Annotated in this window: 23 protein-coding genes; 14 read left to right on the top strand and 9 right to left on the bottom strand. The window is 67.8% G+C overall.

The window, feature by feature from the left end:
- Nucleotides 1–187: 187 nt before the first annotated feature.
- The 4 genes from ACQP1O_RS07500 to ACQP1O_RS07485 are packed head-to-tail and all read left to right on the top strand — an operon-like array spanning nucleotide 188 to nucleotide 4,200.
- Nucleotides 188–2,749, top strand: a complete 2,562-nt coding sequence (locus tag ACQP1O_RS07500) for a sensor histidine kinase (protein ID WP_433565131.1) — start codon at nucleotides 188–190, stop codon at nucleotides 2,747–2,749.
- 11 nt (nucleotides 2,750–2,760) lie between these two features.
- Nucleotides 2,761–3,189, top strand: a complete 429-nt coding sequence (locus ACQP1O_RS07495; RefSeq protein ID WP_354834451.1) for a roadblock/LC7 domain-containing protein — start codon at nucleotides 2,761–2,763, stop codon at nucleotides 3,187–3,189.
- Nucleotides 3,186–3,623, top strand: coding sequence for a DUF742 domain-containing protein (locus ACQP1O_RS07490; RefSeq protein WP_379382751.1), 438 nt, complete (start codon nucleotides 3,186–3,188; stop codon nucleotides 3,621–3,623). Before ACQP1O_RS07495 ends, ACQP1O_RS07490 begins: the two co-directional genes overlap by 4 nt.
- Complete coding sequence (locus tag ACQP1O_RS07485; protein ID WP_433565130.1) at nucleotides 3,607–4,200, top strand: GTP-binding protein; 594 nt, start codon at nucleotides 3,607–3,609, stop codon at nucleotides 4,198–4,200. Before ACQP1O_RS07490 ends, ACQP1O_RS07485 begins: the two co-directional genes overlap by 17 nt.
- A 339-nt stretch (nucleotides 4,201–4,539) precedes the next feature.
- Here ACQP1O_RS07485 and ACQP1O_RS07480 read toward each other — a convergent pair whose 3' ends face one another.
- Complete coding sequence (locus ACQP1O_RS07480) at nucleotides 4,540–4,860, bottom strand: hypothetical protein (RefSeq protein ID WP_379400928.1); 321 nt, start codon at nucleotides 4,858–4,860, stop codon at nucleotides 4,540–4,542.
- A gap of 462 nt (nucleotides 4,861–5,322) precedes the next feature.
- Here ACQP1O_RS07480 and ACQP1O_RS07475 point away from each other — a divergent pair, with 462 nt between their 5' ends.
- Nucleotides 5,323–5,922, top strand: a complete 600-nt coding sequence (locus tag ACQP1O_RS07475; RefSeq protein WP_433565129.1) for a DUF4254 domain-containing protein — start codon at nucleotides 5,323–5,325, stop codon at nucleotides 5,920–5,922.
- 49 nt (nucleotides 5,923–5,971) lie between these two features.
- On the opposite strand, the gene ACQP1O_RS07470 is transcribed toward ACQP1O_RS07475, so the two are convergent.
- From ACQP1O_RS07470 to ACQP1O_RS07460, 3 genes are read right to left on the bottom strand one after another with little or no spacing between them, the layout of a single operon-like run.
- Nucleotides 5,972–6,319: a hypothetical protein gene (locus ACQP1O_RS07470; protein WP_433565128.1), complete on the bottom strand. Its 348-nt coding sequence runs from the start codon at nucleotides 6,317–6,319 to the stop codon at nucleotides 5,972–5,974.
- The gene (locus tag ACQP1O_RS07465) at nucleotides 6,320–7,468 is read right to left on the bottom strand and encodes a fatty acid desaturase family protein (protein ID WP_433565127.1); all 1,149 of its coding nucleotides are present in this window, start codon (nucleotides 7,466–7,468) and stop codon (nucleotides 6,320–6,322) included.
- Nucleotides 7,469–7,498: 30 nt separating this feature from the next.
- Nucleotides 7,499–8,563 (bottom strand): ferredoxin reductase, encoded by a 1,065-nt coding sequence (locus ACQP1O_RS07460; RefSeq protein WP_433565126.1) that lies wholly within the window; start codon nucleotides 8,561–8,563, stop codon nucleotides 7,499–7,501.
- A 221-nt stretch (nucleotides 8,564–8,784) separates the two neighbouring features.
- Here ACQP1O_RS07460 and ACQP1O_RS07455 point away from each other — a divergent pair, with 221 nt between their 5' ends.
- Nucleotides 8,785–9,396 carry a TetR family transcriptional regulator gene (locus ACQP1O_RS07455; protein WP_433565125.1) on the top strand — a complete coding sequence of 204 codons (612 nt, stop codon included), beginning with the start codon at nucleotides 8,785–8,787 and terminating at the stop codon, nucleotides 9,394–9,396.
- A gap of 19 nt (nucleotides 9,397–9,415) precedes the next feature.
- Here the strand turns inward: ACQP1O_RS07455 and ACQP1O_RS07450 are convergent, their stop codons facing one another.
- Complete coding sequence (locus tag ACQP1O_RS07450; RefSeq protein ID WP_433565124.1) at nucleotides 9,416–10,750, bottom strand: MFS transporter; 1,335 nt, start codon at nucleotides 10,748–10,750, stop codon at nucleotides 9,416–9,418.
- Nucleotides 10,751–10,828: 78 nt separating this feature from the next.
- A complete protein-coding gene (locus tag ACQP1O_RS07445) occupies nucleotides 10,829–11,809 on the bottom strand; it encodes a helix-turn-helix transcriptional regulator (RefSeq protein ID WP_433565123.1) in 981 nt (326 codons plus the stop codon).
- Nucleotides 11,810–11,911: 102 nt separating this feature from the next.
- Between ACQP1O_RS07445 and ACQP1O_RS07440 the strand changes: the two genes are divergently transcribed.
- Nucleotides 11,912–13,336, top strand: coding sequence for an MFS transporter (locus tag ACQP1O_RS07440; protein ID WP_433565122.1), 1,425 nt, complete (start codon nucleotides 11,912–11,914; stop codon nucleotides 13,334–13,336).
- Between the two features lie 184 nt (nucleotides 13,337–13,520).
- Here the strand turns inward: ACQP1O_RS07440 and ACQP1O_RS07435 are convergent, their stop codons facing one another.
- Complete coding sequence (locus tag ACQP1O_RS07435; protein WP_402767483.1) at nucleotides 13,521–13,724, bottom strand: cold-shock protein; 204 nt, start codon at nucleotides 13,722–13,724, stop codon at nucleotides 13,521–13,523.
- Nucleotides 13,725–14,119: 395 nt separating this feature from the next.
- Between ACQP1O_RS07435 and ACQP1O_RS07430 the strand changes: the two genes are divergently transcribed.
- Nucleotides 14,120–14,554 (top strand): flavodoxin family protein, encoded by a 435-nt coding sequence (locus ACQP1O_RS07430; RefSeq protein WP_433565121.1) that lies wholly within the window; start codon nucleotides 14,120–14,122, stop codon nucleotides 14,552–14,554.
- A gap of 70 nt (nucleotides 14,555–14,624) precedes the next feature.
- Here the strand turns inward: ACQP1O_RS07430 and ACQP1O_RS07425 are convergent, their stop codons facing one another.
- Nucleotides 14,625–15,590 (bottom strand): hypothetical protein, encoded by a 966-nt coding sequence (locus ACQP1O_RS07425; RefSeq protein WP_433565120.1) that lies wholly within the window; start codon nucleotides 15,588–15,590, stop codon nucleotides 14,625–14,627.
- Between the two features lie 166 nt (nucleotides 15,591–15,756).
- On the opposite strand from ACQP1O_RS07425, the gene ACQP1O_RS07420 reads away from it, so the two are divergent.
- The 6 genes from ACQP1O_RS07420 (at nucleotide 15,757) to lysA (ending at nucleotide 21,926) form a co-directional block, all read left to right on the top strand.
- On the top strand, nucleotides 15,757–16,335 hold the full coding sequence (locus ACQP1O_RS07420) for a PadR family transcriptional regulator (RefSeq protein ID WP_433565119.1): 579 nt from the start codon (nucleotides 15,757–15,759) through the stop codon (nucleotides 16,333–16,335).
- Nucleotides 16,332–18,359: an FAD-dependent oxidoreductase gene (locus ACQP1O_RS07415; RefSeq protein WP_433565118.1), complete on the top strand. Its 2,028-nt coding sequence runs from the start codon at nucleotides 16,332–16,334 to the stop codon at nucleotides 18,357–18,359. Before ACQP1O_RS07420 ends, ACQP1O_RS07415 begins: the two co-directional genes overlap by 4 nt.
- The gene (locus ACQP1O_RS07410) at nucleotides 18,359–18,949 is read left to right on the top strand and encodes a VOC family protein (protein WP_433565117.1); all 591 of its coding nucleotides are present in this window, start codon (nucleotides 18,359–18,361) and stop codon (nucleotides 18,947–18,949) included. The genes ACQP1O_RS07415 and ACQP1O_RS07410 overlap by 1 nt, the downstream gene beginning before the upstream one ends.
- 135 nt (nucleotides 18,950–19,084) lie before the next feature.
- The gene (locus tag ACQP1O_RS07405) at nucleotides 19,085–19,507 is read left to right on the top strand and encodes a DUF4189 domain-containing protein (RefSeq protein WP_433565116.1); all 423 of its coding nucleotides are present in this window, start codon (nucleotides 19,085–19,087) and stop codon (nucleotides 19,505–19,507) included.
- Nucleotides 19,508–19,652: 145 nt separating this feature from the next.
- Nucleotides 19,653–20,447 (top strand): mycolate reductase, encoded by a 795-nt coding sequence (cmrA, locus tag ACQP1O_RS07400; protein ID WP_354834405.1) that lies wholly within the window; start codon nucleotides 19,653–19,655, stop codon nucleotides 20,445–20,447.
- Nucleotides 20,448–20,579: 132 nt separating this feature from the next.
- A complete protein-coding gene (gene lysA, locus ACQP1O_RS07395; protein ID WP_433565115.1) occupies nucleotides 20,580–21,926 on the top strand; it encodes a diaminopimelate decarboxylase in 1,347 nt (448 codons plus the stop codon).
- Between the two features lie 6 nt (nucleotides 21,927–21,932).
- Here the strand turns inward: lysA and ACQP1O_RS07390 are convergent, their stop codons facing one another.
- Nucleotides 21,933–23,669 (bottom strand): helicase HerA-like domain-containing protein, encoded by a 1,737-nt coding sequence (locus ACQP1O_RS07390; protein ID WP_433565114.1) that lies wholly within the window; start codon nucleotides 23,667–23,669, stop codon nucleotides 21,933–21,935.
- Between the last annotated feature and the right edge of the window lie 129 nt (nucleotides 23,670–23,798).

Below are 23,798 nucleotides of genomic sequence, written 5' to 3'. Positions count from 1 at the left end.
CGACGCGAAGATCACATCTGCTTCTCACACATTGTGACCAGATTTGTAATAGCGCGCGCGACTGCGAGTTCCGCACACCACATCGACTGGTTTCGAATTGCGGCCCGGGGTCGAGTGTGCGACGTTGCTGACTATTCTCCATGTGCCCGGCCCGGGTCGGCACGACAGCTGATTTACGGGAGACCGAGTGAGAGTGCGTCCGGCGAAACTGTTGCCAACGGGTAACGTGAAGCTCACGCCGCCAACGGAATTGATCCGGCCACGCACTATCCGGGCGCGCCTGCGCCGCATTCTGATCGTGTCGGTGGCGCTGGTGCTGGGTCTGCTGACGATCGTCATCACCCGCGAGGTGAACGACTACCGCGACACCGGAGACACCGCCCGGTCGGTCCATCTCGCACTGGCGGTACAGGACCTGGTCCACGAGGTGCAGCGCGAACGCGGTCTCACCAATGGACTTCTGGGCGGCGACACCGCGTCCCGTACCGCGCTCGGCAATCAGCGCCTGGCCACCGACAGCGCGTTGCAGGAGCTCAACTCCACGCTGAACCAGCAGCCGCCGGGGGCCGATCTGGTGCGCACCGCGCTCCAGCAGTTCTCCGGAGTGACCGCCACGCGCGCCGATGTGGATGCCGGGCGCGCCGACCGGTCGGCCTCATTCACCTTCTATACCAACGCCATCGGCACGCTGAACCAGGCGCGGCCCGGCCTCGATCACGCTCTCGACAGCCGGCTGTGGCGGGGGTTGCAGAGCCTGTACGCGCTCGGCGACGTCAAGGAGTTCACCGGTCAGGAACGCGGGTTCCTCAACGGTGTCTTCGCAGCCGGCTCGTTCGCACCGGGCGAGTACGTGAAGTTCCTCGATATCCGAGCCGCCAGACAGGCCGCGGTGACCGCTTTCGAACGCGATGCCACACCCGCGCAGCGTTCGCAGCTCTACACCGCGATGCGAACCGACGAGTCGGCGCGGGCGGGTGACGCGGAGGCCATCGCCCTCGCCTCCGAGCGCGGTCCGATCACCGAATCGGTCAACCCCGCCGACTGGTGGCGCCAGATGAGCTCCATCATCGACGGCGAACGCACCGTCCAGCGCAACATCGGTGGCGAGATCACCTCCCGGGCAAGCGAACTGCGCCGCGACGCCGCCCTGCGCCTGTCCCTCTACGTGCTGGCCGCCCTGCTCGCCATCGCCGCCGAGGTGGCGCTGGTGGTCGCCACCGTGCGGGCGATCGTGCGGCCACTGGCCGAGCTGGCCGAGGAGGCCGACCAGGTGGCCGGTAAACGACTGCCGCAGCTCATCGAAGCCTGGCAGAGCTCCGAGGGCACGGACCCGGACCCGCCCGATCCGGTGCGCGCCGACGAGAGCGCCGGCGCCGAGATCGTGTCCGTGGCCCGGGCTTTGGACCGGGTGCAGACCACCGCCTACGAACTCGCCTCGGCGCAGGCGCGGCTACGCCGCAACAGCACCGAATCCATGGCCAACCTGGCGCGGCGCAATCAGAATCTGGTGCGCCGCCAACTCGGGCTGATCAGCGAGTTCGAGCGGGAGGAGCTCGACCCCGGCACGCTGGCCAACCTCTTCGAGCTCGACCACCTGGCCACCCGCATGCGGCGCAATGCCGAGAGCCTGCTGGTGCTGGTCGGCGAGTCCAGCCCGCGCCGCTGGTCGAAACCCATTCCGCTGACCGACGTCATCCGCGCCGGCCTGTCCGAGGTCGACGACTACCGGCGGGTGGTGCTGCGCCGGGTGGACGAGATCTCCATCGCGGGAGCGCATGTCAGCGAGGTCGCGCACATGCTGGCCGAGCTCATCGAGAACGGGCTGTCCTTCTCCCCGCCCGATCTGGAGGTGGAGATCTACGGCCGCCGGCTCGGCTCGCGCTACATGCTCGCCATCGTCGACCACGGCGTCGGCATGCCGCCGGATCAGCTCGCCACCGCCAATGCCCGCCTGTGCGGCGAAGCCGACTTCCTCGTCGCGCCCACCCGCTTCCTGGGCCACTACGTGGTCGGCCGGCTGGCCCGGCGCCTGGGCATCGAGGTCGAGCTCACCGTGTCCCCGACCAGTGGCGTGGTGGCCCGGCTGCTGCTGCCGGGCGACCTGCTCGGCGACCCCGCCGCGGAACTTCCCGCCCCGCCCGAGGATTCGAAACACGCAGCGGACGCGCAGCTTCCGACCGTCGTCGACACCATGCCGGACCCGAAACCGGGCCGCCACAGCTCGGGACACACCCCCGGCTCCGGCGACACGGAACGCCCGCAGCGTGCGACACCCGTCCGCGACGACGTCCCCAACGGCGCACCCGCGAGCCCGAACTCGATCAAGCTCGTTCCGCTGCCCGGCCCCACCCCGGCCGTTCCGCCGCAAACCCTCGCGGCCCCACCGCACGCCACCGCCGCCGAGCGTCTCTTCGGGGGGCCGACCACGGGTTCGTTCGCGATTCGGATACCGGCGGCGGGGTCCCCGGCGGGCCCGGTTCCGGCGAGCTCACCGGAAGCGGCGACCGAGGTTTCGGGAGCTGTCCCGGAGGTGCAACGTACGCGAAACGGTCTCGTCAAGCGGAACCGGAAGACTCGCGAGAATCCGGGCGTCGCACCGGGCGGCGCCCAACCGGCGGCCGCACGGCCGGCCGCCCCGCCGGTCGCGGACCGCTCACCCGACGAGATACGCAGCATGCTCGCCGGATTCCGGTCCGGCCATCAGCGCGGGCAGACCGGCGAACCGCCGCGGCCCGGATCGACAGCATAGGAGGACACCGGGTGACGACCCACTACACCGACACCGATCCGCACACTTTCAACTGGCTGCTGGCCGACTTCGTACGCACCACCGACGGGGTTCGCGACGCCGTGGCGGTGTCCTCCGACGGGCTACTCATGGCCATGTCCCAGGGCCTGGACCGGACCGCGGGTGACCGGCTCGCCGCCATCGTCTCCGGGCTCACCAGCCTGGGCCGAAGCGCTTCGCGCAGTTACGATTTCGACGGACTGCGACTGATCATGATCGAGATGGGGCGCGGATTCCTGCTGGTCTCGGCCATGAGCAACGGCAGCTGCATCGGCGTGATCGCCGACAACGGCGCCGATGTGGGCCTGGTCGGCTATCAGATGGCCGTGCTGGCCGACCGCGCCGGAGCACTGCTGACCCCCGCCCTGATCACCGAATTGCGAGAGTCCTTGAGCCGATGAATGATTCGCATCGGCTGCCGGACGCGCGCATGATCGCGCCCGGCCGCCCGCGCGGCTGGTCCGGCGCCGCCGCGTCCGAAAAACCCACGCGAGATACGAGATTGGCCGACGATGAGGAACAGGTGGTGCGACCGTTCATGATGACCTCGGGGCGCACCACGCCGGTAGTCGACGGCCTGCGCATCGAAACCCTGGTGCGCGCCACCCCCGCGGCGCTGTCCGCACCGCTGCGGTTCGAGCTGGAACGGGTGGTGCGACTGTGCCAGCGCCCGCATTCCATCGCCGAAATCGGTGCGGCCCTGCGAGTTCCGATCGGGGTGGCACGGGTGCTGGTGAGCGATCTGGTATCCGAAGGACACGTCTCGGTCGGCCGGACCGATGAACTCTCCACCGCTGCTCTGGAAAGGATCCGGGACCTTGTTCGGAACCTCTGACCCCGCCGCCGTACCGCTCGCCTCCTCGGTGAAAATCGTGACCAGCGGCGGATTCGGCGTCGGCAAGACCACTTTCATCGGAGCGATCTCCGAGATCGAGCCGCTCGCCACCGAAGCCGCCATGACCGAAGTGTCGGTGGGACTGGACGATCCGGGCCTGGCCACCGGCAAGACCACCACCACCGTGGCCCTCGACTTCGGCCGCATCACCCTCGACTCCAGCCTGGTGCTCTACCTGTTCGGCACCCCCGGTCAGGAGCGGTTCGAATTCCTCTGGGACGACCTGCTCGACGGCGCGCTCGGCGGCGTCATCCTGGTCGACACCGGTCGCGTCGAGGACTGCTACCCGGTGCTGGACTTCTTCGAGCAGCGCGGCACCCCGTTCGTGGTGGCGGTCAACCGCTTCGAGGCCGGACCGCGCTTCGCGCTCGACGAGGTCCGCGAGGCGCTGGACCTCTCGCCCACCATCCACCTCATGGATTGCGATGCCCGCGACCGTGAATCGGTGAAACTCGTCCTGGTGGCCCTGCTCGAGCAGATCCTCCAGGCCCGCCGGGCTCCCGCCCTGGCCGTCTGACAAAAAATCGCCCCGGATGCGAACGCACCCGGGGCGATTGCCCGAAAACCCTTCGCTCTAATGCGAATTAACGGCCGAAGGATCCCGTCCACAGGGTGTTGAGAAGACCACCCAGGGCCGCACTACCGGTGTCCAGCACGCCGTTCAGCGCAGCGGAACCAGTGTTGATGATAACCGGGATCATGTTTCAACCTCTCTCTAGTGGACGCCGCCGCCCGGGATTTCCGTTCGGCGACCGGACCCACACTGCCGAGGGACACTTAGGCGAACCTTGCCAGTAGCTGAGAGATCGCTGAGACGAGCTGTGCGACCCGTCACAGAGAGAGGACCGTCCAGTTCCTACTGCGGCGGTGCCGCGCCCGCCGAATACAGGCTCACCTCGCCGTCCTCCCCCAGAAACGCGTTGACCAGCATCGTTCCGCTGGAACGTAATTCGTCGGGGTCCGGCGCCGCGGTCGTGACGGAGACCTGTGGCAGCGCGCCCCAGTTCACGACAAACCGATCGGGCGGTCCGTTGTCGCTGGACAGATGCGCGAGACGGAACACCGACACCGTCCGGCGAACAATCAGATTACGGACGACTTCGGCAATTCGCTCGGGGTCTTCCAGCGCGAACATGAAACCGAATCGCAGTTCCGGCGATGACGCATAGGCGGGCACGAATATCGAGGCTAACGGACTACGGCGCGTCGTGCCCCCGGCACGCCGCACAGATAGCTATTCATAAGCCTCGGTAACCGAACCCTGCGACGGGAAGCCTCGCCCCGGTCGAGCCCAGCCCTCGACCCTGTCTCACGCACCGCCCGCAGAGGTGTCGATCGGCCTTCAACCGCCGCGACCATGTGACCGTCTTGTAATGCTGTATAACGATTTTCAGGCAGCTTCGCCGATCACGCGCCGGATGGTTGCGCCCCTCCGACTATCGCGCTTTCCTGAATATGTCCCGCATTATCGGACAGTCTTCTCATCGCATCGTCGCGGATTTCCCGGTTACTTCACCGTGTCGCTGGTGGTGGGCTGTTGCGTTCCGGGTGCGGGGCTGCGCCGGAGCCGAGGGGAGCCCCTCCCCGAAACCCCCTCGGCCCTGGCGCATCCACGCATGCGACGCCGAGGGTGGGAATCATGGCAATCGACTACACCGGAGCAGGTTTCGGGGCCGAGCTCCCATCGCCATCAACGCTGTTGCGCGCATTCCGGGAACCGGTCAGCTCCGATCGTCGCGATCGCGACGTCCTCGAATCAGCCCACGAACTGGTGCGATGCCATGAGCATCGATATCGCGCCCTGGACACGGCACATGCCGCCGACGCCACCCCCGACGATGTCGCCGACAGCACCCACCACGTCGACCGGATCGACGAGCGCCGGACCGAACTGGTGGCCCGCATCGACGACTGGGTGGCGGTGAACATTCCGCACCGCGCCGGGGCCTCGTTGCACACCGAGACCCTCGGCGCGGTCATCGACCGGATGGCCGCGAAATGGGTTGCCGCACAACGGGCTCTGGGCAATACCGAGTCCGAGCCGGTGCGGGCTCCGAAAGCAGCCGACGGGCGAGCACGACGACGCGCGGTGGCGCATCGCATCAGCGAGGACCGGCCCCGCCGCGGGGTGGACACGGAGGCCCACCTGCAGTGGTACCGGCTCGCCGAACTCGCCGACGGCTATCGGGATCTGATCACGGAGGTCGCCCAGCATCGCCGGCGACTTCCGACCTGGTGATACCCGACTCCAGGGGCTCTCGAGGGCTTCGCCCCCGGACCCCCGGGAGCTAACGCGGGTCGATGACCTCTGCGTCGATGACCTCGGAATCGGTCACGCGCTCGCTGCGGACCGGCTTCGTCGCCGAATTGTCCTGTGCGGGTGCGGGTTCCGGGGCCTCGTCGACCTCGTCGTCGAGGTCGTCGGTCAGGTTCGCGGCGCGCTGGGCGGCCGCGTCCTGCGCTGCAGCGGCGGCGGCCTCGCGCATCTCGATGGCGTCGGTGATCCAGTCACCGATCTCGCGGGTCACCTCGGCGACGGTGCCGGTGATGATCGAGGCGATATTGCCGACGTGTCGTGCTCCCGACGACGTCAATTCCTGGATCAGATCCTTGTTGCTCTCGAATTTGGAAATCATCTACACGCCCACTTCGCTCGCCTGCCCCCGGCGCATCACGATAACACCGGCCTGTGCTGAATTCTTGACCAGGAACGGCGGCAGCGCCAGCTTGAACAGCTTCGACCACACCGAACCGATCTGCCGGGAGAAGCGTCCGGTGTTGTAGGGCAGGCCGTGCTTTTCGCACAGCGCCTTCACCTCGGGGGCGATTTCCGGGTACCGGTTGGCCGGCAGATCCGGGAACAGGTGGTGCTCGATCTGGTGCGACAGGTTGCCGGACATGATGTGGAAGAGCTTGCCACCCTTGATATTGGCCGAGCCCAGCATCTGGCGCACGTACCACTCGCCCTGGGTCTCCTCGGCGCACTCCTCCTGGGTGAACGTCTGTACGCCGGTCGGGAAGTGGCCGCAGAAGATGATCGAGAACGTCCACAGGTTGCGCACGATATTGGCGGTGAAGTTGGCCGCCAGTGTGGACAGGAACAGCGGTCCGGTCAGCGCCGGGAAGACCACGTAGTCCTTGAGCACCTGCCGGCTGGCCTTGCGCCACTGGCCCTTGACCAGCGTCTTGACCTCCTGCCAGGACTTCTTGCCCCGGACGATGTTCTCGACCTCGAGGTCGTGGCCCATCACGCCCCACTCGAACGCGACCATGAGCGCGAAGGCGTAGAGCGGGTTGCCCAGCCGCAGCACGTTCCAGCTCTGCGCCTCGTCCACGCGCAGGATGCCGTAACCGATGTCGCGGTCCATGTCGAGGATGTTGGTGTAGGTGTGGTGCATGTAGTTGTGCGAGTGCCGCCACTGGTCGCCCGGGCAGACCGTATCCCATTCGAAGACACGGGAATTCAGGGTCGGCTCACGCATCCAGTCCCACTGGCCGTGCATGACGTTGTGGCCGATCTCCATATTGTCGAGAATCTTCGACGCGCTCAGTGCGGCCACGCCGGCCAGCCAGAACGGCGGCAGGAAGCCCAGGTAGAGCAGGCCGCGGCCGGCGATCTCCAGGCCGCGCTGGGCCTTGATGACCTTGTAGATGTACTCGCGGTCCCGGTCGCCCAGGTCCGCGGTGATGCGGGCGCGCAGTGCGTCGAGCTCGCGGCCGATCTCCTCGACCTGGTCGACGCTGAGCACCAGCGGGCCCTCGGTGGTTTCGGTGAGGATCGCCATGATCCCTCCTGTTCAGATGGCGGAAATGAGTCAGAGAGCGAGGTCGACGTCCCCGACGGGGGCGTTGATGCAGATCTGGATGGGCTGATCCGGGTCGCTGTCGAGCTCCCCGGTGCGCAGATTGCGGGTGCAGCCGCTGCGCTTGACGGCCGTGCAGGAGAAGCAGATGCCCATGCGGCAGCCGTACTCCGGGCTCAGGCCCGCGGATTCGGCCTGTTCGAGCAGGCTCTCCCCGGTGTTCTCGGCGACCACGCCGCTGCCCGAGAAGGTCACCTTGCCCTCGGCGTCGGCCGGGTCCACGACCGCGGTGGTGAGGGTGAACTCCTCGCTGTGCAGCCGATCGCCGAGCTGTTCGGCCTCGTAGACGGTGCGCACCGCGGCCATCAGGCCGGGCGGGCCGCACAGGTAGGTCTGCGCGGACGGGAACCAGGGCGCGAGGGACTCCAGCTCGTCGTAGCCGAACTTGGCGTCGCGCTGGTTCTCGGGGTAGCGGAATTCGATGCGGACATTGCCGTGCTGCATGGCGATCGCCTCGAGCTCCTGGCGATGCGGCACCCATTCCGGAGAACGGTTGTAATGCAGGAACAGGATGCGGCCGCGGTAGCCCTCGTTCGCGAGGGTGCGCAGCATGGACAGCACCGGCGTGATGCCGCTGCCGCCGCTGATCAGCACGATCTGCTCGGGCCGCGGCTCGGGCAGGTGGAACACGCCGGCGGCGGGCTCGAGGTCGACCACCATGCCGGGAATCGCGTTCTCGTGCAGGTGGTTCGAGACCAGGCCGTGCGGGTGGGCCTTGACGGTGAGTTCGATGTGCCGGTCGCGGCGCCCCTCGGCATTGACCGGTGAATAGCAGCGGGTGTGACGGACGCCGTCGATCACGACGCCGATCTGCACGTACTGTCCCGCCATGTGCCCGGACCACTGCCGGGCGGGCGCGAGGGTGAGGGTGACCGAGCCGACCGCGCTGCGCCGCACGTGGGTGATCTCCGCGCGCATCGTGCGCCGGGTCAGGGTCGGGCGCACCAGCTCGAGATAGCGATCCAGCGGGTGCGGGGTGGTCATTGTCTTCTGCACCAGGTCGAGTAGTCCGACCATGTGAGCCTCCTGTCGCGTCGCCCGGCTGAGCGACGCCTCTTCGCAGTCGATGCGCCTCCGGTGTGACCTCGATGTCATACCGAACCCCGAGTCATTTCGGTGCACATCTGTACACTGAGATAGTGTGCCGGGCGAAGCCACTCCAGTTCAACCGGCAGTTCGTGTGACCCACACGACATCTTGCGAATGGAACGAATGTGAACGCATGTATGGTGATCGAGATGAGCGAGCAGGCAGCTACCCGAGTCGAGCGCAAGGAGCGCACCCGCGCGGCGCTACTCGACGGCACCCTCGCCCTGGCCGCGGACCGCGGCTTCGCGGCGCTGTCCCTGCGTGAGATCGCACGCTCGGCCGGCATCGTGCCCACCGCCTTCTACCGGCACTTCGCCTCGCTCGACGAACTCGGCACCACCCTGGTCGAGGAGGGTGTGCGCCAATTGCGCCTGGCGCTACGGGAAATGCGGCGCACCCCGCACGCGACGCTGGCGCAGACCGTGCGCTTCGTCTTCGAGCAGGTCGACGGGAAGCGCGACCTGTGGGGCTTCCTGATTCGCGAACGCCACGGCGGCTCGGCCGCGCTGCGCGGGGCCATCGCGGTCGAAATGCAGCTCATCGAACGGGAATTGGTGGTCGACCTGTCCCGGGTGCGAGCGCTGGACGCGTGGTCGCCCGACGATCTGGAGCTGGCCGCGGATCTCATCGTGTCCACCGTCGCCGACCGGATCGCCGACTACCTGATGGCCGAATCCCGGGAGAGCGTACGGACCGTGGAGCGCGCGGTGCTGCAGGTGCGGCTCATCGCGCTCGGCATGGGCGCATGGCGGCCCTCATAGGTGTGGCCCGTTTCTGAAATCAGCGGCCGCGCACATCATCTCCGCGCACCGGCAGCAAGAGCATCAGGCCGACGATCAAGACGAGTAGCAGGCCAACGATTCCCGCCCGCTCGGCGTCGAACGCCCAGGCGAAGAAGCCGAAAAGGGTTGGGGCCAGAAAGGATACGGCGCGACCCGTGGTGGCGTAGAGCCCGAACATCTGACCCTCGCGACCCGGCGGAGACACCCGGGCCAGGAATGAGCGCGCGGAAGCCTGTGCGGGGCCGACGAATACGGTCAGCGCCAGGCCGAAGATCCAGAACATGAGCGGACCGGACAGCACCAGCAGGAACGCTCCGCACACGATCATGCCCGCCAGCGAGGTGACGATCACCGCCTTCGGGCCGGTGCGATCGTCGAATCGGCCGCCGACGAGCGCGCCCAGGGCCGCAACCACATTCGCGGCAATGCCGAACAGCAGCACATCCGAGTCCGCGATGCCGTACACCCGCACCGCCAGGATCGCACCGAAGGTGAACACCCCGGCCAGGCCGTCCCGGAACACCGCGCTGGCCAGCAGGAACGCCACGGTGCGCCGGTCGACGCGCCACAGTTCCCGGATGTCGCGGAAGAGCACCCCGTACGAGCGCAGGAACGACCGGCCTCGCACCGCCGCACCGGGATCGGCCGTGGTGCGTGGGACCTCGGGGACGAACAGGAACAGCGGCACCGCGAATCCGGCGAACCAGACCGCCGCCAGCACCGCGACCAGGCGGATGTTCAGCCCGTCCTCGATCGGCACGCCGAGCAGTCCGCGATAGTCGCCCTTGCCGGCGATGAAGCCGACGTAGCTGATCAGCAGCAGGATGATCCCGCCGAAATAGCCCATGGCCCAGCCGAACCCGGACACCCGCCCGACATTGGCGCGCGTTGACACCTGCCGCAGCATGGCGAAGTACGGCACATGCGAGAGCTCGAACGCCGCCGAGCCCACGCCCAGCAGGGCCAATCCCAGCCACAGGTAGTGGTAGTCGGCGTGCACGAAGAACATGGCCGCCATCACGAGCACCGTCAGCGTGGTCAGCAGTCCCAGCGCCAGCTTGCGTCTGGCGGTGGCGTCGAACCACTGCCCGGCCACCGGCGCGGTCACCGCCACCACCAGCCCCGCGGCTCCCAGCGCCCACCCGAGCCAGGCGCTGGGCGAGATCCCGCCCGGCAGATCCTTGCCCACCTTGTCGGTCAGATACACCGAGAACACGAAGGTCAGGATTACCGCGTTGAACGCCGCGCCCGCCCAGTCCCAGAACCCCCACGCCAGCACCGTCCCCCGCCCGGTCGCCTGACCCACGGTGACGTCTCCCGAGCGCTCGCTCATGCAGCGCAGACTAGGCGACCCACTCCCCTCCCGCGCGACATCCGCACACCCCGCGCGTCACGCACATGCGAGAACCGCTCACGCCCAGGCTCCGTCGTCGATCGTGAGGGTTCGGCCGTGGGCCTGCTCGATGTGCTCGGACCAGGGGCGATGGCGCTCTTCGGTCGTCATGGACAGCAGGGCGTGGAGTTTGTCCCAGGCTTCGGGGTCGGACGGCGTCCAGACCTGCATCCACGCGCCGGCGATGGAGGGCAGGGACATGCTGGTCATGTACATCTCGAGTTCGCCGACGGCGAGGTTGCGGATGATGCGGGTGCGGCCCAGCGGGAGGGCGACATCATTGCGCGCCCAGAGTTCCGCGAATTGCGGGCTCGCCGAGACCATGTCGTCGATGAACTCCACCCATTCGGGGTCGCCGAGGTTGCGGGCGTACGCGGCGCGCAGGTAGCCGACCATGCGGGCCAGGTGGTCCGGCTCCGAGTGGGGCGGGTAGGGCGTGCAGCACTCGTCGGCCAGGAAGACCTTGCGCAGCACGTTCCGGGAGCCGCGCATGAACATCGGATACATCGTCGAGTAGGCGGTATTGCAGGCCAGCACATCGTATTTGGCGCTGAACAGGGCGGCGGGCAGCGGATGCATATGGTCGAGGATGATCTGCACCTCCTCGGGCACCAACTCCTCGGTGATCGGCGTCGGCGCGGTCGGAACGTCGGCGAGCCGGTACAGGTGCGCGTGCTCGGCGCCGTCCAGGCACAGCGCCCGGGCGATCGCATCCAGCACCTGGACACTGCAATTGATGTCGCGTCCCTGCTCGAGCCAGGTGTACCAGGTGATTCCCACCCCGGCCAGCTGCGCCACCTCCTCGCGCCGCAGCCCCGGAGTGCGCCGGCGCGCGCCCGCGGGCAGGCCGACATCCTCCGGGCGGATGCGTGCCCGCCGCGACTTCAGGAAGGTCGACATCTCCTCACGCCGGGCCTTGCGCACCGACCGCGAATTGCCATTGCGCACGGCCGCTTCCGTGATTGTCTCGACGCCGCTGAAACCCGAGGCTGACACCATGACTCCATGGTGACGGTATTCGCTAGGGGTATCCAGGTGGTGCCAGTACCCGTATAAACAGACTCCTGTCCGCCGGTTCGGCCACCGCGCACGCTGATTCCCATGACACAGAGCCTGACCCAGTCTCCACCCGCGGCGGCTCCCGCCCCGGTAACGGTCCGACGTCCCCTCGCAGTCCTGACCGTCATCCTGCTCGGCCAATTCATGGCCGTACTCGACGCCTCCATCGTGAATGTCGCCATCCCCTCCATCCGAACCTCCCTGCACGCCACCGGTTCCGGGCTGCAGCTCATCGTCTCCGGGTATGTCATCGCGTACGCGGTGCTGCTGGTCACCGGCGCGCGGCTGGGTGACCGGTTCGGGCAGCGCACCCTGTTCGTCACCGGGCTGGCGCTGTTCACCCTCGCCTCGCTGGCCTGCGGGCTGGCATGGAACTCCGGGGCGCTCATCGTCTTCCGTTTCCTGCAGGGCGTCGGATCCGCGGCGATGGTCCCCCAGGTGATGACCTTGATCCAACGGCAGTTCACCGGCGCCACCCGCGCCCGTGCCCTGTCGACCTACGCGGCCGTCATCTCCAGCGGCTTCGTCGCGGGCCAGCTCGCGGGCGGACTCATCCTCGACGGCGACATCGCCGGAACCGGCTGGCGCGGCGTGTTTCTCGTGAACGTCCCGATCGGCCTGGTGCTGCTGGCCGTCGCGCCCCGGGTGCTACCGGGTGCCACCGTCCGGGTGGACCGCAAACTGGACCTGGCCGGCCTCACGGTCCTCGCCACCGCGGTGCTGCTGCTGGTGGTGCCGCTGGTGCTGGGTCACGAGCAGGATTGGCCGCTGTGGACCCGAATCGCCCTGGGCGCGTCGGCCTTCGGTTTCGCGGGTTTCGCCCTGGTGGAACGGCGGGCGCACCGGCGCGGCGGCGAACCTCTCTTCGCCGACCGGGTGCTGCGCGCACCCGGCGTGGTCCTCACCGCCGCCGCCCTGTTCCTGCTCATGTGCACCTTCGGCGGCTGGACCTTCGTCCTCACCATCCATCTCCAGTCCACCCTCGGCTACAGCGCCCTGCACGCCGGGTTGCTGTTCCTGCCCAACGGCGTGACTTTCGGTCTGGTGAGCCTGAATTGGACGCGCATCCCGGCGCGCTTCCACCGCGTCATGATCCCTACGGGCCTGGTGATCGCGGCCGTGACCACCCTTGTCATGGGTCTGCAGTTGCGCGACGGCCACGACATCGGCCCCGCCGAACTGATCGTCTTCGCCGTCATGGGCATCGGCTACGGCCTCGCCTTCAGCCCCCTCATGGCGCGCGCCACCGCCAAGATCCCCCTCGCCCTCGCCGCCGACGCCAGCGGCATCCTCGTCACCTGCGTCCAGCTCGGCGTGGTGATCGGTGTCGCCTCGTTCGGCACGGTCTTCCTGACCCTGGCCGATTCCACCGGCTTCTCCGCCGCCCACGCGGTCGGCGTCACCGCCCTCGCCCAGAGCATCACCATGGTGGGCGCCGCGGCCCTGGCCACCCGCGCCGCCCGCTGACCCACCTGGGATTTCTTCCCAGCCCTGCGCCGGAATCTGCTGAACGAGAGGGAGTTTCGCGTCGGAGAAGTGGGGGCGGAAGCGGTCCTCCGGAACCACAACGGCGTCCGGGAGCGCCGAGTGAAAGGGTGTGAAAAGCACGAAACCCGCGCCGGTCGGCGCGGGTTAGGTGTTGCGTCGGCTCCTAGATGGCGCGGACGTTCTGCGCCTGCGGACCCTTCTGGCCCTGGCCGATCTCGAACTCGACTCGCTGGCCCTCGTCGAGGGTCTTGAAACCGGAGCCGGCAATCTCGGAGTAGTGGACGAAAACGTCGGGGCCGCCGCCGTCCTGCGCAATGAACCCGAAGCCCTTTTCGCCGTTAAACCACTTCACACTGCCTTGCGACATACTTTTTTATTTCTCCCTGTTGCGAGCCGAGCGATCACATCAACAACCCGTGCTCGCTACCAGCATGTCACACTCGTGCAAGCCGGTCGGCAACGCCCCGATCAGCAGCGTCCCGCGTGCCGGCGGCGACGGGCTCCGCACCTGGCACGGGAAGCAACTCGACAGTGCACTCGACCGGCGGTCTGCTCCGAATTCACATCCCGACATATATGAAATGCCATAGTTCCAAAGTGATCGACGGAACCATGACCACGAGAATTGGCCGTCACCACACCGACACCGGCCCAAGAGTGCCAGCCCTATGACGGCCGACACACCGCTTCGAGGTCACGGTCGAGACTCGGGTGGTGTCTCCAGGCATGTCCGATCGATGCGGATAGCGAAGGAGCATTGTGATGAAGGCCCTGATCGTGTGTGTTTCGGTGTCACATGGCAATACACGGCGGGTGGCGGAGGCCATGGGCGAGGTTCTGGAGGCCACGGTCCTGGAGCCCGAGCAGGTCGAGGTGAGCTCACTCGGGGAGTACGACCTGGTGGGGTTCGGGTCGGGGATTTTCAACCAGATGTTCCACCCCCGGATGCGCGGGTTCGTGCGGTCGCTGCCGAAAGCGGAGCGCGGCAGGGCATTCGTGTTCGCCACCAGTGGGTTTCCGCCGCAACTATGGCCGATGGCGCGGCTGGTCCGGCGCGCGGGGTTCGACGTGGTCGACACCTTCTCGGTTCGCGCGTTCGACACCTGGGCTCCGCTGCGAGTGGTCGGCGGCGTCAACAAGGGGCGGCCGGACGCCGGTGATCTCGAGGCGGCTCGGGTCTTCGCCGCCGGGCTGTGAGCACGACAACGGTGAACAAGCGCGCCCGGGTAGCTGCCCGATCCGGAGAGAACCGGGCGCGCAGGGGTTTTCAGCTGACGGTGAAGGAGAAGGTGGGGGCAGGGCTCGTGCCCTTGGTCGCGTCGTAGCTGATCACGTAGGAGCCGGTGGCCGGTGCGGGGACCACGAACACGACGACATTGTCTGCCTTGTCGATGGTTTGGTTGCGGTTGAGCAGTTCGTTGATGGGGCCGCGGATATCGGCGACCACGTTCTGGCCATCCGGGGTCTTGATGCTGAAGTACTCGTAGAAGACGTTCAGTCCGCCCGCGGCGATGCCGGAGCCGCCGACCAGCTTGATGTGCAGGGCGAGATCCATCTTGTTGCGGTCACCCTTGGTGTAGCTGGGAGTCAGTGTGCCGCCGGTGATTTCGACGGTGGTCTGGTCCTGCACCAGCTTGCCCGAGACGTTCGGCGTCCTGGGAGCGACGCTGTCGGCCTTCGCGTCGGTCTTCAGCGGGATCAGGGTCTGATTGTCCGCGGACGTGCCGTAGACGATCGTGATGGTGTCGAGCAGGTGCTCGGCATTGTCCAGCTTCTTCACCGAGGTGGTGACATCGCCTGCGGCCGAGCCATTTCCGGGCACGTCCGGATTGTCGAATCCGGCCCCGGGATCGAGTGCGCCGTCGACCTGCACGCCGGGGACGATGCTCAGCGTCTGGTCCTTCGTGGTGGTGTTCTTGTAGGTGATGTCCACCCGCACCTTCGCGCCGCCGAATTCGTCCGGTGTGACGGTGGCCTTGTCGACGGTGATCTCGAAGCCCTCGTACCAGCCGGTCTTACCGATCGTGCGCACGGTCGCCTGCGAGTTCATGCCACCGGGCTCGACTGTGCCACCCGAGGCGACTGCGTCGCCCGGGTGGCCGGCGCCCTGCGCCGCGGCGCTCACCGGGGTCGGCGTGGCCCCGGTGGTGTCCTTGCCATTGCAGGCCGTCATCAGCACCGCGGATGTCGCGATGAGCATCGCGGCCCCCACCGTCGTGAATGCCGAACGCATGTTTCCTCCCCTGACTCCATCCCCGCCCAGCACCCTGGGCGGGTGATTCGCTCTGAAATCAGGTTCGTGACCGGCCGCGTTAACCGACACACCGACGAGTCCGCACCACGCCGACACATTATGCACTGAATTGCATAGTACGTCTCGTCCCAGTTACCCTGGCCACATGGCCCTCGAACACGCGCTGCTGGTATCGCTGACCGAACGTGCCAGCTCGGGATACGACCTGGCGCGCCGTTTCGACAAATCCATCGGATTCTTCTGGGCCGCTACCCACCAGCAGATCTATCGCGTACTCAAGCGCATGGACGAGCATGGCTGGGTCATCGCGGAGACCGTGCCCCAGGAGGGCCGCCCGGACAAGAAGGTCTACACCGTCTCCGACGCCGGCCGGGCCGAACTGATCCGCTGGATCGCCGAACCCGCCGACCTGGAACCCATGCGCAATGAACTCGGCGTGAAGCTGCGAGCCGCCTCCCTCGGCGATGTCGACGCGCTCACCGCCGAGGTGGAGCGCCACCGCGACCAGCACGCGCACCGGCTCGACCTGTACCGCACCTTCGAGAAGAAGGATTACCCCGCGCCGGATCAGCTCACCGGCCCCAAGCTGCACCAGTACCTCGTCCTGCGCGGCGGCATCCGCGTCGAGGAGGGAATCGTCGACTGGTGCGAGGAAGTAATCGACGCCCTGAAGCGCGACTCAGCCCGGTCGCAGGCGTCCGAACCGAAAGGCTCTCAGCGATGAGCGCGTACCCGCACCTGTTCGAGCCCCTGGACCTGGGATTCACCACGCTGCGCAATCGCGTGGTCATGGGTTCCATGCACACCGGCCTCGAGGATCGGGCCTGGCACACCAACCGGCTGGCCGCCTACTTCGCCGAGCGGGCCAAAGGCGGTGTCGGGCTGATCATCACGGGCGGCTACGCCCCCAACCGGACCGGCTGGCTGCTGCCCTTCGGCGCCAAGCTGACCAACAAGACCGAGGCCTACCGGCACCGCGCCATCACCAAGGCGGTGCACGCCGAGGGAGGCAAGATCGCGCTGCAGATCCTGCACGCGGGCCGCTACTCCTACATGCCGACCAGCGTCTCCGCCTCCGCCATCAAGGCCCCCATCAACCCGTTCAAACCCCGTGCGCTCTCGTCCAAGGGCGTCGAGGAGACCATCGACGACTACGCGCGCTGCGCCTACCTGGCCAGGTTCGCCGGGTACGACGGCGTCGAAATCATGGGTGGTGAAGGCTATTTCATCAACCAGTTCCTGGCCGAGCGCACCAACAAGCGCAAGGACAAGTGGGGCGGCTCGCCGGAGAACCGCCGCCGCATCGCGGGCGAGATCGTGCGCCGGGTGCGCAAGGCGGTCGGACCGGACTTCATCATCGTCTTCCGGCTGTCCATGGCCGACTTCGTGGAGAAGGGCCAGACCTGGGACGAAATCGCCGCCGTCGCACAGGATGTGGAGGCCGCCGGCGCCACCATCATCAATACCGACATCGGCTGGCACGAGGCCCGGGTGCCCACCATCGTCACCTCGGTGCCGCGTGCGGCGTTCGTGGAGTGGACCGCGAAGGTCAAGGACCTCGTGACCATTCCGGTGTGCGCGTCCAACCGCATCAATATGCCCGAGACCGCCGAGGAGATCCTCACCCGCGGCGACTCCGACCTGGTGTCGCTGGCCCGCCCGCTGCTCGCCGACCCGGACTGGGCGCGCAAGGCCCAGGACGCACGGGTGGACGAGATCAATACCTGCATCGCCTGCAACCAGGCCTGCCTGGACCACGCCTTCCAGGCCAAAACCGTGTCCTGCCTGCTGAATCCGCGCGCCGGGCACGAGACCGAACTGAAGCTGCTGCCCACCCGCCGGACCCGGAAGTTCGCCGTCGTGGGCGCGGGTCCGGCCGGACTATCGGCCGCGGTCAGCCTGGCCCAGCGCGGGCACCACGTGGACCTGTTCGAGTCCGACGACAAGATCGGCGGGCAGTTCGACATCGCCCGCCGGATCCCGGGCAAGGAAGAGTTCAACGAGACCCTGCGCTACTACAACCGGCAGCTCGAAATCACGGGTGTGCGTGTGCATCTCGAGACCCGGGCCACCGCCGAGCAGCTCATCGCGGGCGGCTACGACGAGGTCATCCTGGCCACCGGCGTGAAGCCGCGAATCCCCAATATCCCCGGCATCGACCACCCGAAGGTACTCACCTACGCCGAGCTGGTGCGCGACGGCAAGCCCGTGGGCAAGAAGGTGGCGGTCATCGGCGCCGGCGGCATCGGCTTCGACGTGAGCGAATTCCTCACCATCGAAGGACATCCCAGCCTCAAGCTCGACGAGTGGAAGGAAGAGTGGGGCGTCTCCGACGACCCCACCGTCCCCGGCTTCGTCACCACCCCCAAGCCCTCCCCCGCCGCCCGGGAAGTCGTTCTGCTGCAACGCAAATCGTCCTCCTTCGGCAAGGGACTGGGCAAGACCACCGGCTGGGTGCACCGGGCCGCGGTCAAGGCCAAGGGCGTCGAGCAGATCGGCGGCGTCAACTACGAGCGCATCGACGATCGCGGCCTGCACATCAGCTTCGGCGAGAAGCGGCAGCGCCCGCAGGTCATCGAGTGCGACAACGTGATCCTGTGCGCGGGCCAGGAGTCCGTGCGCGACCTGCACGAGCCGCTGCAGAACGCGGGCGTGAAGGTGCACCTCATCGGCGGCGCCGACCTGGCGGCCGAACTCGACGCCAAGCGTGCCATCAATCAGGGCACCCGCCTGGCTGCGGCCCTGTAATGCCGAACCTCACCCGCCTGGGACTGCCCGGAGACGAGCAGTCCTGGGCGGCGCTGGGTTTCACGATCAGCGGCGGCCGAGTGCAGGTCGGCCGCGTCGCCTGCACCCTGGGCGAGCCCGCCTGGGGCTTCGACGAAACCCATGCCGCCCCCGAATCACTCGGCATCCCGTACCTGGAATCGACTACGTCCGAAGCTGATTCCCCGCTCGCGCATCCGAACGGCGTGACCAGCGTCGACCACGTCGTCTACTGGGTGCCCGATCTGGACGACGCCGTCACCGATCTGACCGCCGTCCTGGGCATCCCGCCGCGCCGCCGCTTCTTCCCGCGCGGCCCGGAAGGCCCCGAGATGGCCTTCTACCGGGTCGGCGAACCGTTCATCGAGGCCGTGTCCTCCGGCCGCGCGCCCGCCCTGACCGGCGTCGCCTTCCTGTCCCCCGACCTGGACGCCACCGTCGCCGCCGTCCGCGCCGCGGGCGGCCCCATCGGCGACCCCAAACCCGCCGTCCAGGGCGGGCGCATAGCCAGCGTGTGGCACGGTCACCTGAAGTGGGGCATCGCCTTCATGGAGCCCAAGCCCCGGAATTGACCGGCCGCGGGACGGCGTTTCCGGCCGGAATCGAAATGACCTATACACCAACCGATTCAGATGGTCGGGAATGTCGTACCACCCTGCCATGATCGCGGAGCACTTGCTTCAACGATCCTGGGGGAGAAATTCTCTATGCATCTGTCTCGTAAGGCCGCCGCCGGTGCGGTGGCCTCCGCCGCCGCCGCGCTGATGAGCACCGGCATGGGAACGGCGCACGCCGCCTACGACTACTACGGCTCCTTCGCCGTCGCCGACCGCGGCGACCAGTGGTCCATCGGCTACGCCTACAACGCGCCCGACCAGGGCCGCGCCGACGCCGACGCCATGGACGAGTGCGGCTACTCCAACTGTGTGGTGGCGCTGCGCTGGAACAACGGCTGCGCCGCCCTCGTGGACCGCGACGGCCGCCTGTACACCGGCCTGGGCAACAACCTGGCCGCCGCCGAGCGCAATGCCCTCGCGGCCAGCGGCCCGGACCCGAACCCCCTGATGGTGAGCCTGGGCAGCGCGGATCCCTCCCAGGCCAGCGTCCTCATCTCGAAGTGCACCGCCTGATCTCGGCAGGCATTTCCTGATCCGCCCGCCGGACACGCGCTGAACGGCGTGAACGCGGGCGTGGGGGTGGGGTGGTTCGCCTTTCGTCCACCCCACCCGCACGCCGAGCGCACCATCCGCGCGAACATCGGTAGGCTCGGGTCCCGTGAGCCTGCCTGTACCCACCGCCGACAATCGTGCCGTCGTCACCGGAGCCTCCTCCGGGATCGGCACCGCCCTCGCCGAAGAGCTTGCCTCGCGGGGCTACTCACTGATCCTCGTCGCCCGCCGCGGCGACCTGCTGGCCGAGCTGGCACAGCGGCTGACCGAGCGGTACGGCATCACCGCCGAGGTGCGCGCGGTCGACCTGTCCGACCGCGACCAGCGCGCGCCGCTGGCCAAGGAGCTGGCCGCGCGGGACATCGCCATCCTCTGCAACAACGCCGGTGTCTCCACCTTCGGCCCGCTGGCCAAGCTGGACCTGGACTACGAGCGCGACATCATGGAACTGAATGCCGTTGCCGTGCACGATCTCACGCTGGCCGTACTACCAGGCATGCTGGAGCGTCGCGCGGGCGGCATCCTCGTCACCGGGTCGGCGGCGGGCAATATGCCGATTCCGAACAACACCACGTACTCCGCGAGCAAGGCGTTCGTGAACACCTTCTCCGAGTCGTTGCGCGGTGAGCTCAAGGGCACCGGCATCAATGTCACCCTGCTTGCTCCCGGCCCGGTCCGCACCGACAACCCGGACCAGGAGGAGATGGGCAACAAGATCCCGGAGTTCATCTGGGTCACCGCCGCCCACACCGCCAAGATCACCATCGACGCGCTCGCCCGCAACAAGATGCGCGTGGTCCCGGGCCTGATCAGCAAGGGTATGAGCCTGGCCGGGCAGTTCGGCCCGCGCTCGATCACCTCGGTGGTGGCCGGCGCCGCCTACAAGAAGCTCGGCAGCTGATCAGCAAACCGTCAAGATCGGCGGGGTGCTCGTAAAAGGGACGTTGCCGGACATTCCGGACCGCGGAATCGCGCGTAGTCCTGGTGTCGGCCCCGCATGAGAGAAAGCGGGGAGCTCTCACCAGGAGACGTCTTGACGCTGCTCGAGATCTTCCCGTCGCTGCGCGACGGGGGCATGGTCCCCCGCCTCGATCCGGCGGTCTGGCCACGCGAAACCCACTACGACGCCGACGGGCGCATCACCGTCGGCGGCGTGGCGCTGGCCGACATCGCCGATCAGTACGGCACACCGACGTATGTGCTCGACGAGGGCGAGGTGCGCACCCGCTGTCAGGCCTACCGCACTCGGTTCCCCGACGCCGAGATCATCTATGCGGGCAAGGCCCTGCTCACCCGTGGGGTGGCCGAATGGATCACCGACGAGGGGCTGTCACTGGACGTGTGCTCGGCCGGGGAACTGGCGGTGGCGCTGTCCAGCTGGGCCGATCCGGAGCGGATCGTGCTGCACGGCAACGGGAAACCCTTCGCCGAACTGGAGACGGCCGTGAACTGCGGGGTCGGGCGCATCGTGATCGACTCGCTCACCGAGATCACGCTGCTCTCGGCGCTGGCCGCGCGGCCGCAGCGGGTGCTGCTGCGCGTCACCCCCGATATCGACATCGACGGACATCCGGCCGTCCGCACCGGAGTCACCGATCAGAAGTTCGGTTTCCCGATCGGCGGGCGGGCGGTGATGGAGGCGGTCGATCGCATTGTGCGGCAACCGAATCTGACCCTGGCCGGGCTGCACTGCCATATCGGGTCGCAGATCTACAACACCTTCCCCTACGGCGAGGCGGTGCGGCGCATGATCGCCGAGATGGCCCGCATCCGCGACGAATTCGGCATCACCCTGACCGATCTGGACCTCGGCGGCGGGCACGCGGTCGCCTACCGCAGCGGCGACGCCGAGATGAACCTGGCCGAACTGGCCGACATCATCGAGGATTCACTGGACGCGTCCTGTGCCCGGCACGGCTTCCCGCGGCCCCGCATCGCCCTCGAACCCGGCCGCGCCATCGTGGCACGGGCGGGCATCACGCTGTACCGCGTGCTGTCGGTCAAACACGTCGAGCACGGCCACACCTACGTGACCGTGGACGGCGGCATGAGCGACAACCCGCGGGTCGCCCTCTACGGCGCGCGCTACGACGCCGTGGTCGCCAACCGGCATCCCACCGGCCCACACATGACCGCCACCATCGCCGGACGCTACTGCGAGGCGGGCGACATCCTGGCCCGCGACGTCCGGCTGCCCGCCGACCTGCGGCCCGGCGAGGTGCTGGCCATGCCGTGCACCGGGGCGTACCACCACAGCCTGGCCTCGTCCTACAACGGCGTCGGCCGCCCGCCGATCGTCGCGGTCCGCGACGGCGGGTGCCGGGAGTTGATCCGCCGCGAAACCATCGACGATCTGCTCAGCCGCGATATCGGGCGCTGAGCCGAGCTACCGCTTCCGGGTGCCGAAGATGCTGCGGCTGATCTCGCGGCCGGCGGCGGTGGCCGCCGATCGCAGGAAGTTCTTGAAGGCGGGATTGTTGACGATCTTCTCGGCCATCGAATCCTCATGCGGGGCGGGCCTGGCCGCGCGCGAGCCCTTGGCCGCCGCCTCGTCGGCCTGCCGCTGCGCGGTCGCCTGAATCTTCGCGGTCAGGATCTCGTAGGCCGATTCCGCGTCGATGGTGGTCCCGTACTTGCCGTACAGCGCGGACTGCTGTGCGCGGGAACGGATTCCGTCGTCCCCGATGGTGTCCATGAGCGAGCGCGGCGGCTGCATGCGCGCCCAGGCGACCGGGGTGGGCGCGCCCTTCTCCGACAGCACCGTCACCACGGCCTCACCGATACCCGGTGACGTGAGCGCCTTTTCGAGATCGTAGGTGGCGGTCTTGGGATAGGTGCGTACCGTCTTCGACAGTGCCGCTTGATCTTCCGGCGTGAACGCGCGCAGCGCGTGCTGGATGCGCGCACCCAGCTGCGAGAGCACCGGATTCGGGATGTCGGTGGGCAGCTGGGTGCAGAAGAAGACGCCGACGCCCTTGGAGCGGATCAGCTTCACCGTCTGCTCCACCTGGTTCAGGAACGCCTTGGAGGCGTCGTTGAACAGCAGGTGCGCCTCGTCGAAGATGAACACCAGCTTGGGCTTGTCCATATCGCCGACCTCGGGCAGCGTCTGGAACAGGTTGGCCAGCACCCACATCAGGAAGGTCGAGAACATCTGCGGCCGTGCGGCCTGCGCGCCCAGCTCGAACAGGGTGATGACGCCCTGCCCACCCGCGGTGCGCATGAGATCGGCGGGCTCGAGCTCGGGCTCGCCGAAGAAGGTGTCGCCGCCGTCTGCCTCCAGATTCACCAGTGCACGCAGAATCACACCCGCGGTCTGCGCGGAGACGCCGCCGATGCCCTTGAGATCTTCCTTACCCTCCGGGCTGGTGAGGTATTGGATGACCGCGCGCAGATCCTTCAGATCCAGCAGCGCCAAGCCGTTCTGGTCCGACCAGTGGAAGATCAGGCCGAGGGTGGATTCCTGGGTTTCGTTGAGCCCCAGCGCCTTACTGAGCAGGATCGGGCCGAACGAGGTGATGGTGGCGCGGATCGGCACACCGATCCCGCCGGTGCCGAGGGAGGCGAACTCACACGGGAAGCCCTGCGGCTTCCAGTCCGGATCGCCGGTCTCCTGGGCGCGGGCCAGCAGTTTGTCGTTCGCCTGCCCCGGCTGCGCCAGACCCGACAGGTCGCCCTTGATATCGGCCAGCACCACCGGCACGCCCGCCGCCGACAGCTGCTCGGCGATGCCCTGCACGGTCTTGGTCTTACCGGTACCGGTGGCGCCCGCGACCAGGCCGTGGCGGTTCATGGTCTTCATCGGGATTCGCACCCGCGCATCGGGATGCACGGTGTCACCGACGATCACGGCGCCCAGCTCCAGCGCCAGGCCCTCCATGGCGTATCCCGCCGCGATCTCCTGTGCGGTGGCCTCGTCCTTGGCGGCCGAATCAGATTCCGCGGCAGCGGTTTTCGCTTTGCCGGCGCCCCCCGGAGCCGTCTCCGCGGCCTTGTCCGCCGCCTCCAGATCGGCGGCTTCCTTCTCCGCGGCCTCGGCGGCGGCCGCCGCCTCCGCCGCGATCCGCGCCGCTTCCTCCGCCGCCTTCCGTGCCGCCGCTGCCCTCTCCTGCGGGGTGGTCATCGCGCATCCTCCGTCTGCTCTGCCAACTGCGACTGCCCTGCGAACTACTGCCCTCGGAACTGCCCAACCAACATGCCGACCGCTCGTTATGCGGGGACTGTGTGAACGATACTGCCCGGTCGGGCGGCC

It is taken from the genome of Nocardia sp. CA-151230 (assembly GCF_050942175.1).
Classification (GTDB): Bacteria; Actinomycetota; Actinomycetes; order Mycobacteriales; family Mycobacteriaceae; genus Nocardia.
The sequence above is the reverse complement of the archived record's forward strand: the minus strand, read 5'-3'. Positions and strand labels throughout refer to the sequence as shown.